At 57.9% G+C, this 15,740-nt stretch carries 12 protein-coding genes and 1 riboswitch; of the genes, 6 read left to right on the top strand and 6 right to left on the bottom strand.

Translation table 11 applies throughout. From position 1 onward, the window contains the following. Positions 1–10: 10 nt before the first annotated feature. The 4 genes from KR51_RS10660 to KR51_RS10675 all read right to left on the bottom strand — a co-directional run bounded on the left by KR51_RS10660 (position 11) and on the right by KR51_RS10675 (position 3,564). Positions 11–1,072 (bottom strand): ABC transporter substrate-binding protein, encoded by a 1,062-nt coding sequence (locus KR51_RS10660; RefSeq protein WP_022607581.1) that lies wholly within the window; start codon positions 1,070–1,072, stop codon positions 11–13. 84 nt (positions 1,073–1,156) lie between these two features. Next, positions 1,157–1,855, bottom strand: a complete 699-nt coding sequence (gene hypB / locus KR51_RS10665) for a hydrogenase nickel incorporation protein HypB (protein ID WP_022607582.1) — start codon at positions 1,853–1,855, stop codon at positions 1,157–1,159. 107 nt (positions 1,856–1,962) lie between these two features. Then, on the bottom strand, positions 1,963–2,334 hold the full coding sequence (gene hypA, locus KR51_RS10670; protein ID WP_022607583.1) for a hydrogenase maturation nickel metallochaperone HypA: 372 nt from the start codon (positions 2,332–2,334) through the stop codon (positions 1,963–1,965). A 45-nt stretch (positions 2,335–2,379) separates the two neighbouring features. Beyond that, entirely contained in the window at positions 2,380–3,564 is a 1,185-nt protein-coding gene (locus tag KR51_RS10675; RefSeq protein WP_022607584.1) for an agmatinase family protein, read from the bottom strand. 122 nt (positions 3,565–3,686) lie between these two features. After that, positions 3,687–3,806: riboswitch (guanidine-I (ykkC/yxkD leader) on the bottom strand. A 688-nt stretch (positions 3,807–4,494) separates the two neighbouring features. Here KR51_RS10675 and KR51_RS10680 point away from each other — a divergent pair. After that, entirely contained in the window at positions 4,495–4,863 is a 369-nt protein-coding gene (locus KR51_RS10680) for a hypothetical protein (protein WP_022607585.1), read from the top strand. 52 nt (positions 4,864–4,915) lie between these two features. Here KR51_RS10680 and KR51_RS10685 read toward each other — a convergent pair whose 3' ends face one another. Together KR51_RS10685 and KR51_RS10690 are read right to left on the bottom strand one after the other, a co-directional pair. Then, the gene (locus tag KR51_RS10685; protein ID WP_022607586.1) at positions 4,916–5,374 is read right to left on the bottom strand and encodes a hypothetical protein; all 459 of its coding nucleotides are present in this window, start codon (positions 5,372–5,374) and stop codon (positions 4,916–4,918) included. After that, positions 5,349–6,608 (bottom strand): urease accessory protein UreH domain-containing protein, encoded by a 1,260-nt coding sequence (locus tag KR51_RS10690; RefSeq protein WP_022607587.1) that lies wholly within the window; start codon positions 6,606–6,608, stop codon positions 5,349–5,351. The genes KR51_RS10685 and KR51_RS10690 overlap by 26 nt, the downstream gene beginning before the upstream one ends. Before the next feature lie 341 nt (positions 6,609–6,949). On the opposite strand from KR51_RS10690, the gene KR51_RS20240 reads away from it, so the two are divergent. From KR51_RS20240 to nrdJ, 5 genes are all read left to right on the top strand, one after another. Beyond that, positions 6,950–7,126 (top strand): DDE-type integrase/transposase/recombinase, encoded by a 177-nt coding sequence (locus KR51_RS20240; protein WP_198016754.1) that lies wholly within the window; start codon positions 6,950–6,952, stop codon positions 7,124–7,126. A gap of 615 nt (positions 7,127–7,741) precedes the next feature. Then, entirely contained in the window at positions 7,742–9,382 is a 1,641-nt protein-coding gene (gene murJ / locus KR51_RS10700) for a murein biosynthesis integral membrane protein MurJ (protein WP_022607588.1), read from the top strand. A gap of 299 nt (positions 9,383–9,681) precedes the next feature. Next, positions 9,682–10,899: a GNAT family N-acetyltransferase gene (locus KR51_RS10705; RefSeq protein ID WP_022607589.1), complete on the top strand. Its 1,218-nt coding sequence runs from the start codon at positions 9,682–9,684 to the stop codon at positions 10,897–10,899. A gap of 780 nt (positions 10,900–11,679) precedes the next feature. After that, positions 11,680–11,823 (top strand): hypothetical protein, encoded by a 144-nt coding sequence (locus KR51_RS19730; RefSeq protein WP_022607590.1) that lies wholly within the window; start codon positions 11,680–11,682, stop codon positions 11,821–11,823. Between the two features lie 467 nt (positions 11,824–12,290). Next, positions 12,291–15,626: a ribonucleoside-triphosphate reductase, adenosylcobalamin-dependent gene (gene nrdJ / locus KR51_RS20670; protein WP_232214591.1), complete on the top strand. Its 3,336-nt coding sequence runs from the start codon at positions 12,291–12,293 to the stop codon at positions 15,624–15,626. Positions 15,627–15,740 lie beyond the last annotated feature (114 nt).

Raw genomic sequence — 15,740 nt, forward strand, 5'->3', positions numbered from 1 at the left:
CGGTACGCTATCAGTCCCCATTGCGCTCCGCGAAATTGCGTACGAAGCGATCGTCGAACAATCGACTCATGTCGGGCTTTTCAGGGATGAAATCGACGCTCACCATAAAGTCCGCCATGCGTTCGGCCGCAAAAGGCATGTTCGCCATCGAATCGCCGTCACTAAAGGCTTCGAGATTTTCCTCGATGGTGAAAATCTTCGTACCTTCTTTAAGGAGCTGCAGTTCTTCAACACTGACTTCTGCTCGCTTGGCCATAATCTCATCGGCACGTTCGGGATTCTGCTCGATGAAATTCAAGACGGCAAACCAAGTATCGACCAGCGCTTGGACCTGGTCGGGTCGCTCGTCGATCAACGTTTGACTGGTGACCAATAAGTCCGGAATCGCGCCGGGAAACTCGGCTGAGGTCACGAGTTCTTTGCTCCCTTCACGCTTGAGCGCTGTCAGATAAAACGGAGCGTATACGGCTACCGCATCGACTTTCTCGGCTGCAAAAGCAGCGGCAGCAGCCCCCGTCTCCAAGTTGACGATATCCACCTCGCTGCGAGCGTATCCGTTTTCTTCGAGGGCTAGCGTCAGCAAAAAGTCACCCACAACACCTTCTTCAAGTGCGATCTGTTTGCCCAGTAAATCCTCTAAAGAGTCGATCTCATCAGTGACGATAACCTTGTCGTTGCCGAACGAATTGTCGTTCACTAAAACGACGACTTCACCCTTCACAGCAGCATCGAGAAACGAAACCGTGTCGTTCAGCGTTTGGCAGTTGGCATCGAGCTGACCGGCTGCCATCGCTTCCAGCGATGATAGATAGCCATCAAACCAGCGGAGTTCGACATTGGCACCATTGGCTTCGAACAATCCTTCCTCTTCGGCGATCGCCCACGGCCACCAGCCAGCCCAGCTGCTATAGCCCATTACCACGGGAGGCCCGTTGTCAACGGCCGAAGCTGACGTTGATTCGGAACCAGGAGCGGTCTCGGCAGGCGGCTCGCTCGATGAGTTGCAGCTCGCAACGAGCATCAAACTCGCTAAAAACAAGGCACAGCGGGAGAAGAATTTGTTGCGTCTCATGGTGCATGTTGGGTTAAGTTTTCGATTGCGATGCGGAGAATTAAGTACCTAGATGCGAGGGGAAGTTTGCGCTCGGGAGTCGCTTTAGTGGGGAGCGATCGCGCGTTTGGAACCGCGAGCAACACAGCTGCGTACCCAGTCGAACCACACATTCAATCCGCTGCTGGTTTTAACCGAAACGGGCACGATCGTGGCATGGGGGTTGACTTGTCGGACGTTTGCAGCAATCCGTTTCGGGTCTGCATCGAGGTACGGTGCAAGATCGATTTTGGTAATTAGCAAGCAGTCGGCTTCGCGAAACATAATGGGATATTTCAGCGGTTTGTCTTCACCTTCGGTAACGCTTAACAGCGCAACTTTGGCATGCTCGCCGACTTCAAACTCTGCCGGACAAACGAGATTGCCAACGTTCTCCACGAACACTAAGTCGAGATTGCTGGGATCGCACTCGCGCTCGAGTTGATGCAGCCCGCCAGCGACCATCTTCGAATCGAGGTGGCAAGCCCGCCCAGTCGTAATTGCCACGACCGGACCCCCAAAACGGCGCAGGCGATCGGCGTCGAGTTCGGTGGTCATATCGCCTGCAATTACCCCAATTGCAAACTCAGCGCTCAACGCCGCGAGCGTTTTTTCTAACAGTGCTGTCTTGCCTGCACCGGGACCGCTCATGACATTGAGACACGTAATTCCCCATGCATCGAAGTGCGCGCGGTTGTGGTCTGCTCCGGCCTGGTTGGCGTGGAGGAGGTTTATTTCGAGAGCGGCATCAAGGGTTTGGTGCATGGTGGCGACGATCGCGGGCGATCGGACGGAAATTCATCGTTTAGCTGAGAGACTTGCGTAACCGGTGCGGTCTGGGAGTGACTCAACCGGAACGCTGCCGAGCCGGACTACCCTGCAGCTCGACCAACTGCTAGCGCGGTATACTCGACGCGCTCGATTTTGAGCTCGCGACCGGATCGAATATCGTCCATGGGAGCGTTACACATCGGGCACTCATAGTGCCGTCCGATTTCGGGTTCGTATTCCGCTTGGCAGCTATGACAGAACGCGATGAGGGGGGTCGTGCGAATGGCGAGCGAGGCGCGATCGAGGAACGTGCCTCGCGTGTGAGCAGCGAAGGCAAACTGCAGGCTCTCCGGTTCGACACAAGTAAAATCCCCCACGACGAGATGCAGCGTTTCAATGTGCGGGCGGCCTTCAACTTCCCACCAGTCTCTTATGGTGTGGATGAGGGCTTTGGTCATGTCTGTTTCGTGCATGGTTGCTCGTGAGGTAAAGCAAATCGCAATCGCCCGGCTGGAAATTTAAACCCAATCGCTGCCCAAGTCGGGTTGCGGTTCGGTATGGATGTAGCCCGGGCGCTCGCGGCGCGGCAATTGACCCGACAGCACGAGATGGGCCATCGCGTCGCAGATGACCCGCGTTGCCATCAGCGACGTGACGTCGCTGATGTCGAAGGGCGGCGAAACTTCAACGATCTCGAGCCCGCACACCGGTGCGCGACCGACGATTTTGCCGAGCAACGCCAATGCTTCGCGCGGCAACAAGCCGCCCGGCTCCGGCCAGCCCGTGCCGGGGACAAACCCGGCATCAATACAATCGATATCGAAGCTGATGTAGACGCAGTCGGTGCCGTCGAGCGCCCGCTCCAGGGCGAACTCGACTGCCGCATCGATTCCCATTTCCGTGATATCCGTGACGGTAAGGATATTCGTGGCGCGATCGCGGCAGACCTTCACCCCCGGGCGCGGCACCTGCCAGCCGCCGATGCCGAGCTGGACTAGGTTTTTGGCCGGAGCGTTCTTCATGTTCGTGGCGTGAAACCACGGACAGGTGTGCATGCGCTCGTCGAGGTCGGTTTCTTGGGTGTCTACGTGGCGATCGAAGTGAATGATACCGACTTTCTTGTCGCCGAGGTGCCGACAGACTCCGCGGACGGTGGGGAATCCGATCGAATGGTCGCCGCCCAAGATAATTGGAAATGCACCGGAGGCGAAGACGTGAGCGACCCCGCGCGAAATCTGATCGAACGACTTCTCGTTATTAGCCGGGATCGTAAAAATATCGCCTACATCGCAAAGTGTAATCTGCTCGCGCAAGTCGACGCCTAGCTCGAAGTTGTAGGGCGTATACAGGGCCGAAATACGGCGAATTCCCTGGGGACCGAACCGCGTTCCCGGTCGATAAGTCGTACCCGAATCGTGCGGTACGCCTACGATCGCGACGTCGTAATTGCCAACCTCGCGGACGTCTTCGAGATAGGGTGCCTTCAAGAAAGTATTGATTCCCGCATAATGAGGGAGCTCGCCACGTGAAAAAGTGGGAATCGAGCGATCGCGAATGCTATCGGCAGCTTCCAAACCGAATTCCAAGCCGCGATCGACCTCTTGTTGCCACCCGGTCAAGGGCAACTGGGCCTCGCGAGCGAGCGCGCGATTGGCTTCGGTGTCGCCGCCATCCGGCGGCTGAAAGGGTGGGGATCCGGTCATTATCTGATTGCAGTAGGCTTTGGGTCTGGGCAACTCTATCAACTGAACGAAACCAATCCAACAAAAAAAACCGCGGGCAGACAATAGCAAGTCACACGAGGTTTCGCGTGCATGCCATCAATCTCTCCCGGGCTTTTGTCCCGCCGTGTAACCTGCCGGGGCGATCGCGCCCGATGGCAAGCTGGCTTCTCTCGGACCAGACATTCGAAACCGTTCGAACCGGAACCCTAGAAGCAATCTTATTGTGCCAACCTAGTCCCCCTTATTACGCTTGGAATGCCGCTAAAACTCGCAAGCATTGCAAACAGAGCAAAACACTCTGTTGGAGCGTAAAAAATGTGTTAGGGGGACACAGTTTAGAAACAACATGATGTTGGCTTCAGCATAATCATTCTCGCTGCTTTGTAAAGTAGTCTTTGCTACAAAGCTTGTTGATACATCACAACGGGACTGTTAACCTGATGTTCAATTCCTTCGCGTTCCGTCCGAGCAACCTCAGCAGGACGACCAACATCGCCGAATGGGGCGCGCGTGCCCCAACACAAACTGACTGCAGCCCAATATTGAGCTTAGTCTCGCTCCGGGAAATTTTTACAAATTTGCGCTCAGATGCGACTTTGTCACGAAACCCTGGCTCGCCTAACCAGTCTTTCGATTTGCGTGTGGGGAGCACAGACTTGCATTCTTATTTGCTGCACGAGCAAACAGCGCAGACCTCAGCCTAGATGTAACTGGTGTGTTGGCGTAGCAGTTGAGGAGCTGGTTCGAGCATTTCAAGCCTGAATCGAACGAAGATTTGTAACTTCCGTTCTGGAGACTGTCCAGACACTCCCTTTCGTTGTCATCGCAGTTCCGACGGCGATCGCGTTGGGTATACTACTTGAGAAACGATAGGCTTACGGTCCCGCCCGCGCGTCGGGGTTACTTGCGATGCCGCTGAAGCTCCACGCCCTTTTGACCGTTGTCTTGCACGTTGCCGGTAAGCTTACCGGTCTTGTCGGCGCGCTGTACTATGGAGCGTGGCTGTTGGAGTGGTTGGATAATCCACCTCCGTTGCCGGGCAGACTGCCGACGCCACTTGTCGGTCTCATCTTAGCCCTGGGGATGCCGCTGTTCATCTTGCTGGGTGGAGCAATTCCAGTCCAGATCTGCAAGCGGCTGCTCCCGGCACGTTGCCCGAGTTGCGGGGGGGCGACGTTTGCCTTTCGGGTCAATCCGCGTTTTTCTTATTGCTGTCGCTCGTGCTCGAGCGTTCGCTCGGTGGGGTTCAAGCTCGCCCGCAGTTGGTTTTATCGCTAGTCTTCGTGATAACTCCCCGGTCGGCTAGCGGTCGGCTCGGCAACCGGTTAATTCAGCGACTGACCGTCACGTCAAAAGCAAACTCGAAAGGCGTAAAGTCCTCCCCGGCTTGAGGCGAGCCGCTGAGCTGCAAGCGATAGGCACCGGGATCGGGAAAGGTAAGTTCGGCTCCGGGAATGCCTGCGTAACGTTCGGCGTCGACGGGCTGCAGCGGTGGCGTTAGTAATGGCGGTTCACCGGCGTTAAGCGGCAAGGCATACACTGCCAGCGAACAGTCGCATTGTGACAGTGGGATCGTGCGACCGCCTCGGCGCGTCAGCGCGAACCACGCTAGGGTCGGCCGGCCAGCCTGCGGCGTGTCGTCGGGCTCGATGTGGAGCGTGGCACCGACGTCGTTCTGAATCTCGACTTGATGCGCGCTACCGGGAACAGACGCGATCGCGCCCCAGCCCACAACCAACCCGACGATCGCGGAGGCGATCGCGTTATGACGGCGTCTGATCTGTACCATCGGCATCTCCACGGATAAATAACGATGTGAACCAAACCGATCGTGCGAGAAAAACTGCAGCTGTGCCACCCACCAGCAGAACGACACGCGCTCGGGTGCCAAGAGTATCGCGCGACGAACCGAGATAGTGCGACCCCACCAGCAACGCATGGGCTGCTACCAATCCCAACGCCGGAACGCTCAACAGGTGCAGCCGCCGCCAGTTCGGGCCGAGCCACTTTTGGGCGCGATCGCAACTGGTAAGGGCAGCAGGCGTGAGCAGGAGCAACGCGACAATCCCGAAGAGCACGCCCCACCGGTGCAGCGGCAGCAGAAACGCGATCGCCTGCGGGTTCCAATTCAGCGCGTGCTCGCTGGTGTGGGCGGCGTGAACCAAGGCAAGGATATAAGCACCGACGCCGAGCGCGCGACGGAAGTGCAGCGGGGCTGCCCAAAGACGGGACAGGGGGCGAGCGGCAAGTGCCAACCCCAGCAGCAGCAGCGAAGCGTGACCGGAGTAATCGGTCATTTCATTGCCGGAGCGCACCAGCATTAGGATGCCGATACCGAGTGCGATCCAGCTGCCCAAGCGAAACAGTTGACTGCGACGATCGCGGCTAAGGCGCGCGGCGACCGTCCCGACGCCAACCATCATCGGCAGGGTGCCGGCTCCGAAGGCAAACATTGTGGCAGCACCGAGCCAGACACTTCCAGTTTGGGCGGCGGTAATTTGGGCGGCGTAGAGAAAGCCGCAGGGAATTAACCCCCACACTGCGCCCAGTCCGAGCGGCGTCCACCAGTGCGTCGATCGCGCTAGGGTTCCCATCCCCAAATGCAAGCGCTCCTGCAGTCGGGCAGCCAGCGGGTGTAGCAGTGGCACCCGCGGCAGGACGTCCGGTGCGAGCTGGGCGATCGCCCACCAGATCAATAACAGACCGGTGGCAATTGTCAAAAGCTGCCGCAGGTCGCTGCCGACACCGGCCATCTGACCGCCGGCAACCAGTACCGAGCCGAGTCCGCCGATTGCCGCGCCGACGACAGCATAGCTGGCAAGACGGCCGAGATTGAGCAGCAGGTGGAACCGCCATGCGCTAGCAGCAGTCGGGGCTGACGACTTAGCTGTTGTGGGGGTTGCATCATCGGCCGAGCCCGCGCGGGTTAGGGAAAACGCCACGGTCAGGGGGCCGCACATGCCCGCGCAATGTCCGAAGCTTCCTAAAAATCCCAGCAACGCGATCGCGAGTAAGTCGAGCACGAACCTCGAGTTTTTCTCTTTCGCTTTTCCTGACTATCTTGGCACGAAGGTCGAGATACAGGAGGACGGTCCGCATTGAAGGCACACTCTACCCAGATGACAATCGCGCGACTACTCCCGCATACCCTTCGTTAGGGGATAGACAACTGAACCGTGTTGCCCGGGTATCGCGACTCGCAAGACCCTTGCCCGATGAGCAATTCCTCCCAGCGCGGCCGCTTCCCGGCAGAAATCATTTCCGCTTGCGTTTGGCTCTAAGATTCCTTCCCCCTCGGCTTCCGCGACATTGAGATGATGATGTTCTACCGCCGCATCCAGGTCATTGTCTAGTCAATTTGGAAGTGGGCCGCAAGTTCGCCCAAGCTGACGCCAACCAAATTCGTCGCCATCGCCTCAGACCCGCCGACAAGGTACAGCTTGACGAAGCCGTCATCAAAATCAAACGCAAACAGGACTATTTCTGGCGAGCTGTCAACCGGCAATGTCAGGTCATCGACATCCGGTCATCGACAATCTAATACAGAGCCAACGATATGAGGCAGCCGCCGACACGTTCTTTCGCAAACTCCTCAAGCCTCAAGATCGTCCTCTTCGAGTGCTCGTCACAAACAAACTCAAGAGCCAGGGTGCGCCGAAGCAGAAGCTGCTTGGAAAGGTGGAGCACTAACAGCACATGAGCTTGAACAATCGAGCGGAGAACCCGCACCGAGTAACGCGAGTGAGGGTAAGGCGGATAGCTCGGTTCAAATCTCGAGGTCAGGCTAGGGCTTCCGGTCAGCCTTCGAACCAATACGAGGATATTTCCACCCTCATCAACACAAACTTTGCACAATATCGGGAAGTCAGCCAACGATGTGAAAGTTGGCAGAATTTGACAGGAATGAGCGCGGCTGCGTAACGAACGACCCGAGGCATTCATCCGAAAAATATGGTCGATTTTCTGATGCACGCCCGTTCAATTGACAATACCCTTTTGCTGGTACCGCCGCTTGCCCGGCTACTTTGCCGCAGGGCGGCCAGGGAACCCAAAGACGCGATCGCGGTGCGGTCTCCACTGACTGCATTCGAACGGTAGACTCGATAGGTCCGCGCGGTTTGCCACCGTTCGCCCACTTGCCATACGAGGATTTGCCGTGCCGGAATCGTCTTCTAAATCTTCTCCTGCCAAGCGATCGCTAACTGGAATTGCCGGGATCGTCGCGATTGCCACGCTCGTCAGCAAAGTGTTCGGGCTCGTGCGCGAACAAGCGATCGCGGCTGCGTTCGGTGTCGGTCCGGTGGTCAACGCCTACGCCTACGCCTACATTGTGCCGGGATTCTTGTTGATATTGCTCGGCGGCATCAACGGTCCGTTTCACAGCGCCCTGGTCAGCGTCCTGTCGCGACGCGATCGCTCCGAAGCCGCGCCGCTCGTGGAAGCCGTTACGACGCTAGTCGGCTCGCTGTTGCTGGTGGTGGCGATCGCGTTGATCTTCTTTGCCGGATTTTTCATCGATCTCGTCGCGCCCGGTTTAAGCCAAACGCCAGAAGGCGTGCAAGTCCGCTCCGTCGCTATCCTGCAGTTGCGGATTATGGCTCCAATGGCGGTGCTGGCTGGCGCGATCGGTATCGGCTTCGGCACCCTCAACGCCTCCGATCGATACTGGCTGCCGAGCGTGAGTCCGCTGTTTTCCAGCCTGACCGTCATCGTCGGTTTGGGTGGATTGGTTTGGTACTTGGGCGACGATTTGCTCGATCCGTCAGCGGCGCGATTGGGGGGGATCGTGCTTGCTGCGTGTACTTTACTCGGGGCGGTTTGGCAGTGGTTGATGCAGCTGCAGGCTCAGTGGCGATCGGGTATGGGGTCGCTGCGGTTGAACTTCAACTGGCGCACTCCGGGCGTCCGCGAGGTGGCAAACGTGATGGCTCCGGCAACGCTGTCATCGGGCATGCTGCATATCAACGTTTACACCGACTTGTTTTTTGCGTCCTATATCGAAGGTGCCGCAGCCGCGATGAAGTACGCCAACCTCATCGTGCTGACGCCGCTCGGCATCATTTCCAATGCCCTGCTCGTGCCGATGTTACCCGTGCTGTCGCGCCTGACCGCACCCGAAAGCCGCACCGACCTCAAGCTGCGCATCCGACAAGGGATCGTGCTTTCGGCGCTGACGATGCTGCCGCTGACGGCCGTATTTCTATCGCTGTCCCAACCGATTGTGCGGTTAATCTACCAACGTTACGCCTTCGATGCTGCGGCTACGGACTTTGTGACGCCGGTGCTGATGGTCTACGGCTTGGGGATGTTTTTCTATCTCGGTCGCGACGTGCTCGTGCGCGTGTTCTATGCCCTTGGCGACGGTGCAACTCCCTTTCGCATCAGCATTGCCAACATCTTCCTCAACGCCGTTCTCGACTTCTTCCTCGTTCGCGCCCTCGCGACGCCAGGATTGGTACTAGCGACCATCGGGGTCAACATCACGTCCATGGCCATGCTGCTGTGGATTTTGCACCGCCGACTGGGTGGGTTGCCGTTGCTGGATTGGAACGGAACGATCGCGGCTCTGTGCGGCTGTAGCGCGATCGCAGCGGGAGCGAGCTGGGGGGCAAGTCAGCTGTGGGAACGCGTCCTCGGCAGCGAGCAGTGGTGGCTGCAAGCCCTGGAGCTGGGAGTTTGTGCGGGGCTAGCGATCGCGCTTTTCGGCATCCTCGTCTTACAACTACGGCTTCCGGAAATGCAGATTCTCACCGCGCGGCTGTCGCCAATACTGCAGCGTTTCAGTCGCCGTCGCTAGCAATCTGTCGAATGCATCATCGGCATTCTCGCTCAAGAAACCGAATAAGCCGAGGCGCGCCCCGCCCTCGAACAGCGGTACGCCGCGATCGACGCCCTGCCCGACTGGCTGAGCACTACCGCGCGATCGCCCGCATGGCTCTTGAAGACAACCCGCAGGTGCTTGTCGCCCTTGGTTTCTGCCTCCCGGCAACGCCCGCCGCGATCGCCGCGATCGAAGAATGCTTCCACCCGATTGCAATCGGCACGACCGCAGAAGATTGGATTAGGCTGTACGTACCTACCGCTGCCGAAGAAACGATGCTCGGACAACGCAACGCAGGCTACACCGCCAGTTGGGTCGCGCAAATTGCCGATATTCCCCAGCTCGAATGGGACGAACTCGCCGCTCCCCTGGCAACCCCCTTCCTGGAATGGGAGTGGCTGCACAACCTGGAAACCTCCGGTTGTGCAACCCCGCGCGAGGGTTGGCAGCCCGTCCATCTGGTCGTCCGCCGCGATCGCCAATTAGTGGCAGCGGCTCCGCTGTACGTCAAAGGCCATAGCTACGGCGAGTTTGTCTTCGACCACCAGTGGGCCGAACTTGCCTACCGACTCGGCGCGCGTTACTATCCCAAGCTCCTAGGCATGACGCCGTTCACCCCGGCTGTCGGCTACCGGTTCCTAATCGCACCTGGCGAAGACGAAGCCGCCCTGACCGCGCTGATCGTTGCAGAAATCGATCGCTTTTGCGATCGCGAGCAGCTCGGCGGCTGTCACTTTTTATTCGTCGATCCCGACTGGCGATCGCTGCTAGAAACCCTGGGCTTCAGCAGTTGGATGCACCACAGCTACATTTGGGGCAACAACAACTATCAAGGCTTTGACGACTACTTGCAAACCTTTAATGCCAATCAGCGTCGCAACATCAAAAAAGAGCGCAAGAAAGTGATGAATGCCGGGTTGCGCGTGGAGGCTCATGTCGGGGAAGAGATCCCACGCAGCTTTTATCCGCTAATTTATCGATTCTACAGCCACACCTGCGATCGGTTTTTCAGTTCGAGCAAATACCTGACGCGCCAGTTCTTCGAACAGCTCTATCCCAACTACCGCGATCGCGTTGTGACCTTCGTCGCCTACCCCGAAGACGAACCGCATCCCGTTGGGCTGTCTTTCTGCATCCGCAAGGGCGATCGCCTTTATGGGCGTTACTGGGGTTGCTTCGAAGACTACGATTGCCTGCACTTCGAAGCATGTTATTACAAGCCAATTGAATGGGGAATTGCACAGGGCATCAACTCCTTCGACCCCGGGGCGGGCGGCCGTCACAAACGGCGACGAGGCTTCCCGGCAACGCCCAACTTCAGCCTGCACCGCTTCACCGATCCGCGCATGGCGCAGATCCTGCAGCACTACATCGGCGAGATCGACGCCGCCGAGCAAGAGGCGATCGACGCCATCAACGACGAGCTACCCTTCAGCAAACGTGAAGTCGCCCTCGATCCAGAAGCACTTTCGGAACGGGCGCCATCGAAGTAAAAGCAATTCCCTAGAAAAACCAGAGCTGCTAAGTCTATTTCCTAAACCAGGTCGAGATCGTCAAAATGTCAAAATACTGAGGAGCAAAGCTTCCATATCCAGTATCAAGCAAGACTGATGGGAGTACTGGGACAATGTGGACATGGTACTTTTCGAGATTTTGAAAGAGAACTTTCCGAAGGGTACTTCGAACAATTGCCGGATTGAGGCGTCCCGGCGGCTGAAATAGCCTTGATGCCATGCCAACCTTCGGTCGCGGGCGAATTAATTGAGGTGCCCAGAAGCAAGACAATGAGGAAGATAGGCAAGGGAAATCCTCCCAGAAGACAAGGTTGAGAAGATGGGATGCGCCGAGTTCCCCAGAAGACACGGTAGAATTCCTGACCCCACACATTGCTTCAGTCAGGAAAAGTCCGAAACGTAACCCAGCTTTACTCTAGAGTTTTTCTTAAGGAGCCTGCTGAATAATCCAGGGCAAGGCATTCCTCTCGGTACAGAAACTTGGAGACGTGGGCGATTGTCTGTAGAATACCTGCCGCATCCAGCTTGGAAGCACTATTTTTCCAGAAGCTTCTATTACCGATCGAAAGGTGATTTAACCGGTTAACGTAAATTAAATTAAGACTTTGCAAGGATGTTTCGCTTGCCTATTCGTAACTATGCTTCAGAGATTTGATACGACTCCGACGGCGTCGGTCCAATACCTCCAGCGGTCGGCGCGATCGCGTCCCGTCGGCTGGTAAATTGGCAGGTGTAAACTCACCCCACACCATTTGCACCATGGTTAGAGTAGACCGCAAACGCCTTATCCTCGACCACGTCAGCCGTTCGCTAAGCCTCGGTTCGACACCCTCATCCCGCCCGTTAGAGAAAGACATTCGCAAGCAACGCGTTATGGACCATATTCGCCGCACGCGCGGCTAATCTGCCCCAACCGCGTTCGCTCGATTTCTCAATTTGTTTCTCAATTCCTCAACTCTCAATTGGTTTGAAAAGCAGACAGCATCGTTCTCGGTGCTGTTTTTTTATGACTTCGCGGGAAATCACGGTTAGCCTTCAGGAGGGCGAACGGCATTTCTCTCACACCGAGTGCTGCCACGGTTAGATTAAGCTGGTAGTACGAACGATCTTGGTAGAATTGTGCTAGTGCCTGAAATTTAAAGTTTGGGGCACTATATCTGTTAAGTTTTCGCCACATTCCCCAGGATCGACTCTAGCTGCGGGATGTCATCCGCGCGTCGCGCGATCGCGCGTACTGCAAACCCTCATTTCCTCGTTGTACGTCACCTGCAGCGTCAAAAGTAGGATTGACAGCGTTTCTGACCCTAAATATAGTGGAGCTCTAGCCACAAATGCAGTCAGATGATTTCGATATGGTTAAAGAGCTGAAAATGAGACGGCAGCGCACTGCCGATTTTCCTGCGTCGGCCCCGGCCGCAAATCCGGTATTTTTTCGGACCTACAGTCGGCGCAACCAGGGCGTCCGCGAGAGCTGGCAGCAGGTGTGCGATCGCGCCCTGGGTGGTTTGATCGAGCTCGGTCAGTTGACCGATGCTGAAGCCGATCTGGTCGAGCGCATGATGCGATCGCTGCGAAGCCTGCCCTCCGGTCGCTGGCTATGGGTGGGCGGTACGCAATGGTTGGAGAACCCGCAGAATTTTTCGGGAGCTTACAACTGCACGTCGACGGACGTGGTGGACTGGGATGCCTTCGGCTTGATGATGGATTTGGCAATGATGGGGTGCGGGACGGGTGCCGTCTTGGAGCGCCGCTATATCAGCCAACTGCCATCGATTCGCAACCGCCTGAACGTGAGTGCGATCCGCGAGATCGGTCGGGTGTCGCCAGCGGAGCGCCGCGAAACGACTGACGTGCGCGTTGAAAGCGCAGATCGCGTCAATATCTGCGCGGGTGACAGCCGCCTGGGTTGGGTGAAAGCCTATCAAGCACTGCTGGAGTTGTCGTCGGACGATCGCTTCGCCGCCGAGATCGAGGTGGGGATCGACCTCGGGCACATCCGACCGGCTGGGGAAACCCTCAAGGGCTTCGGTGGCATGGCCAATCCGGTGAAGCTACCGCAACTGTTCCCGCGTGCGGCCCGGATTTTGAATCGCGCGATCGGCCGGCAGCTCGATGCAGAGGAGTGCTGCTTGCTCATTGACGAAGCTGCGGCGACGATCGTGGCCGGGAATATCCGCCGCAGTGCGGGGATGCGTCAGTTCGAGGGAGATTCGCCACTGCTGAAGCAGAATCTGTGGCAGCCGGACGAAAACGGCAACTGGCGCATCGACCCCGATCGCGATGCCCTGCGCATGGCTAACCACACGCGGGTGTTCCATCAGAAGCCCAGCGAAGCCGAAATCGTCGAGGCCGTCCGTACTCAGTATCACTCCGGCGAAGGTGCAATTCAGTGGGCCGGTGAGGCGATCGCTCGCGGTAATGCCGACCTTATCAGCTCCCACGAGGAGAAGCGCGCGTTCATCCGCGCCTACGAAGCCGGAACGGCTGAAGCCTTTCTGCGCGCGCGGCTGCCGGGCGACGTCAGCGATCGCGAGCTCGAACATCGCCTCCAGCGCTACGGACTCAATCCTTGCCTGACGGCCGACACCTGGGTACATACCGAATTCGGCGCGCGCCAGATCAAAGAATTGCTCGGACAACCCACGCGCGTGTACGTCAACGGCAAGCTGTTCGATACCACTGCTGATGGTTTCTTCGCGACCGGGGTTAAGCCGATCTTCCAGCTCGCCACGCGCGAAGGGTATTCCTTGCGCCTGACGGGCAACCACCAAGTTTTGAAGGTAACCGCTCAAACCCAGCAGCGTCAGTACGCCGAGTGGGTTGAAGCCGAAGCCCTCAAGCCCGGCGACAAAGTGCTGATCCACAACCACTCCGGTTTGCAACCGTGGGCCGGTAAGGGCAACTTCCAAGATGGCTGGTTGTTGGGCAGCTTGGTCGGCGACGGGTGCTTCACCGAGCGCCGCCGCGATCGCGCTACGGCGGTCTTGCGCTACTCCGGAGAGTCGCGGGCGACCATGGCGCTGCATGCCATCGAGTCGATTCAGGGCATTACGGGCACGGCATTGGCAGCAATTAGCAACGATGCCAATCGCACCTATGTTGGCGCGGCGAACCTCGATCGCCTTGCCGCCGCTCACGGGATCGAGCGCGACTGCTTGACGGTGACGCCAGAGATCGAGCGCGGGAGCTACGAGTTTTATCGCGGCTTCTTGCGAGGGTTGTTCGATGCCAGCAGCACGCTGCGCGGTGCGTCCAAAGGGGCTGCCAGCATCCGGCTTCAGCACAGCAATCCGCAGTTGCTCGAAGCCGTGCAGCGGATGTTGCTGCGATTGGGGGTGGCCTCGGCGATCGCCGATCGCCGATCGAGTACGCGGCTATTCGGCGGCAACCCGGAGCGCGAGCTAGCGATTACGAAGGATAACTTGTGCCGCTTCGAGCAAGTGGTCGGGTTCCGGGAACCGAGCAAGCGCAACAAACTGGCGCAGTGCCTGGAGCGCGGCCGCTGGAGTGGGGAGCAATTTGCGGTAACGGTTGCGAGCTTGACCCCAGATGGCATCGAGCCGGTCTTCGATTGCACCGTACCGGCCGTATCGCGCTTCGATGCCAATGGTTTTGTCGTGCACAATTGCGGCGAGATTATCGGGGCGGATTTCCATTGCAATCTGGCTGAAATCCACCTCAATCAGCTCGACCCCCACGACTTCGACGAACAGCGCGAGGCCTTTGCGGCTGGCGGCATTGCTGTTGCGGCGCTGCTCAACCACCGTTTTATCGAGCCGCGCTATCAGTACAGTCGCGAACTCGATCCGATCGTGGGGGTGTCCTTCACGGGGCTGTTTGACTTTTGCGTGCGCGCGTTCGGCGTCAACTGGCTGCATTGGTGGGCAGACGGTCGCCCGGAAACCCTCGCAGGACAGCAGTTCAAGCAGCAAGAACGCGAGTACCTGGAGCGGTGGCGCGACACCGTTTGCAAAGCCGTGTGGGAGTATTGCGATCGCCGCGGCATCAAGCGTCCCAACCGCTGTACGACGGTTCAACCGAGCGGGACGAAGTCGCTGCTGTCGGGGGCGTCGCCGGGCTGGCATCCGCCGAAGGCCGTTCGCTTCATACGCCGCGTCACCTTCCGCAAGAACGATCCAGTCGCACTGGCATGCATCGACTACGGCTATACCGTCGTTCCGTCGCAGTCGGACAAGGACGATCGCGGTCATCTGTTGGACGATCCTTTCGATCCGCGTTGCACGGAGTGGTTGGTGGAGATCCCCGTGGCCGTGCCTTGGGCGGACCTGCCCGGTGCCGACGCGATCGACGTGTCGCAGTTTTCGGCGCTAGCTCAATTCGATTTCTCAATGCAGGTACAGCGGCATTACGTAACGCACAATACCTCGTCGACGCTGGAGTTGCGCGCGCATGAGGTCGAAGACCTGGGCAAGCGGATCCATCAGTCGATCGCCAATGATGAGGGCTACATCTCGGCAGCGTTACTGGCACGATTCGATGACCTACAAACGTTCCCGCGTTTGCCATTCGAGCCCATCGATCGTGCGACCTACGAACGGCTGATGGAGATGGTGCTGGTGCGCCGTCAGACGGACGACTTTCACGCCGCGCTCGCGAAGTACGACACGGCGGAACTCGTGGAGGCCGGTCCGGCGGGTTGCGATTCGGATAAATGCATGCTGCCCGAAGCCAAGCCTAAGAGCTAGACCCGAGTCTAATAATCACCTGAGCTTGCTCCCCTCGGTGAACGTTGCCGAAGCTTCATGTCCACAAAACTGAAGTTTCGGCATTTTTACGATCTAGCTTTCAGATATGCTCGC

Origin of the sequence: Rubidibacter lacunae KORDI 51-2, assembly GCF_000473895.1 — a bacterium.
Classification (GTDB): Bacteria; Cyanobacteriota; Cyanobacteriia; order Cyanobacteriales; family Rubidibacteraceae; genus Rubidibacter; species Rubidibacter lacunae.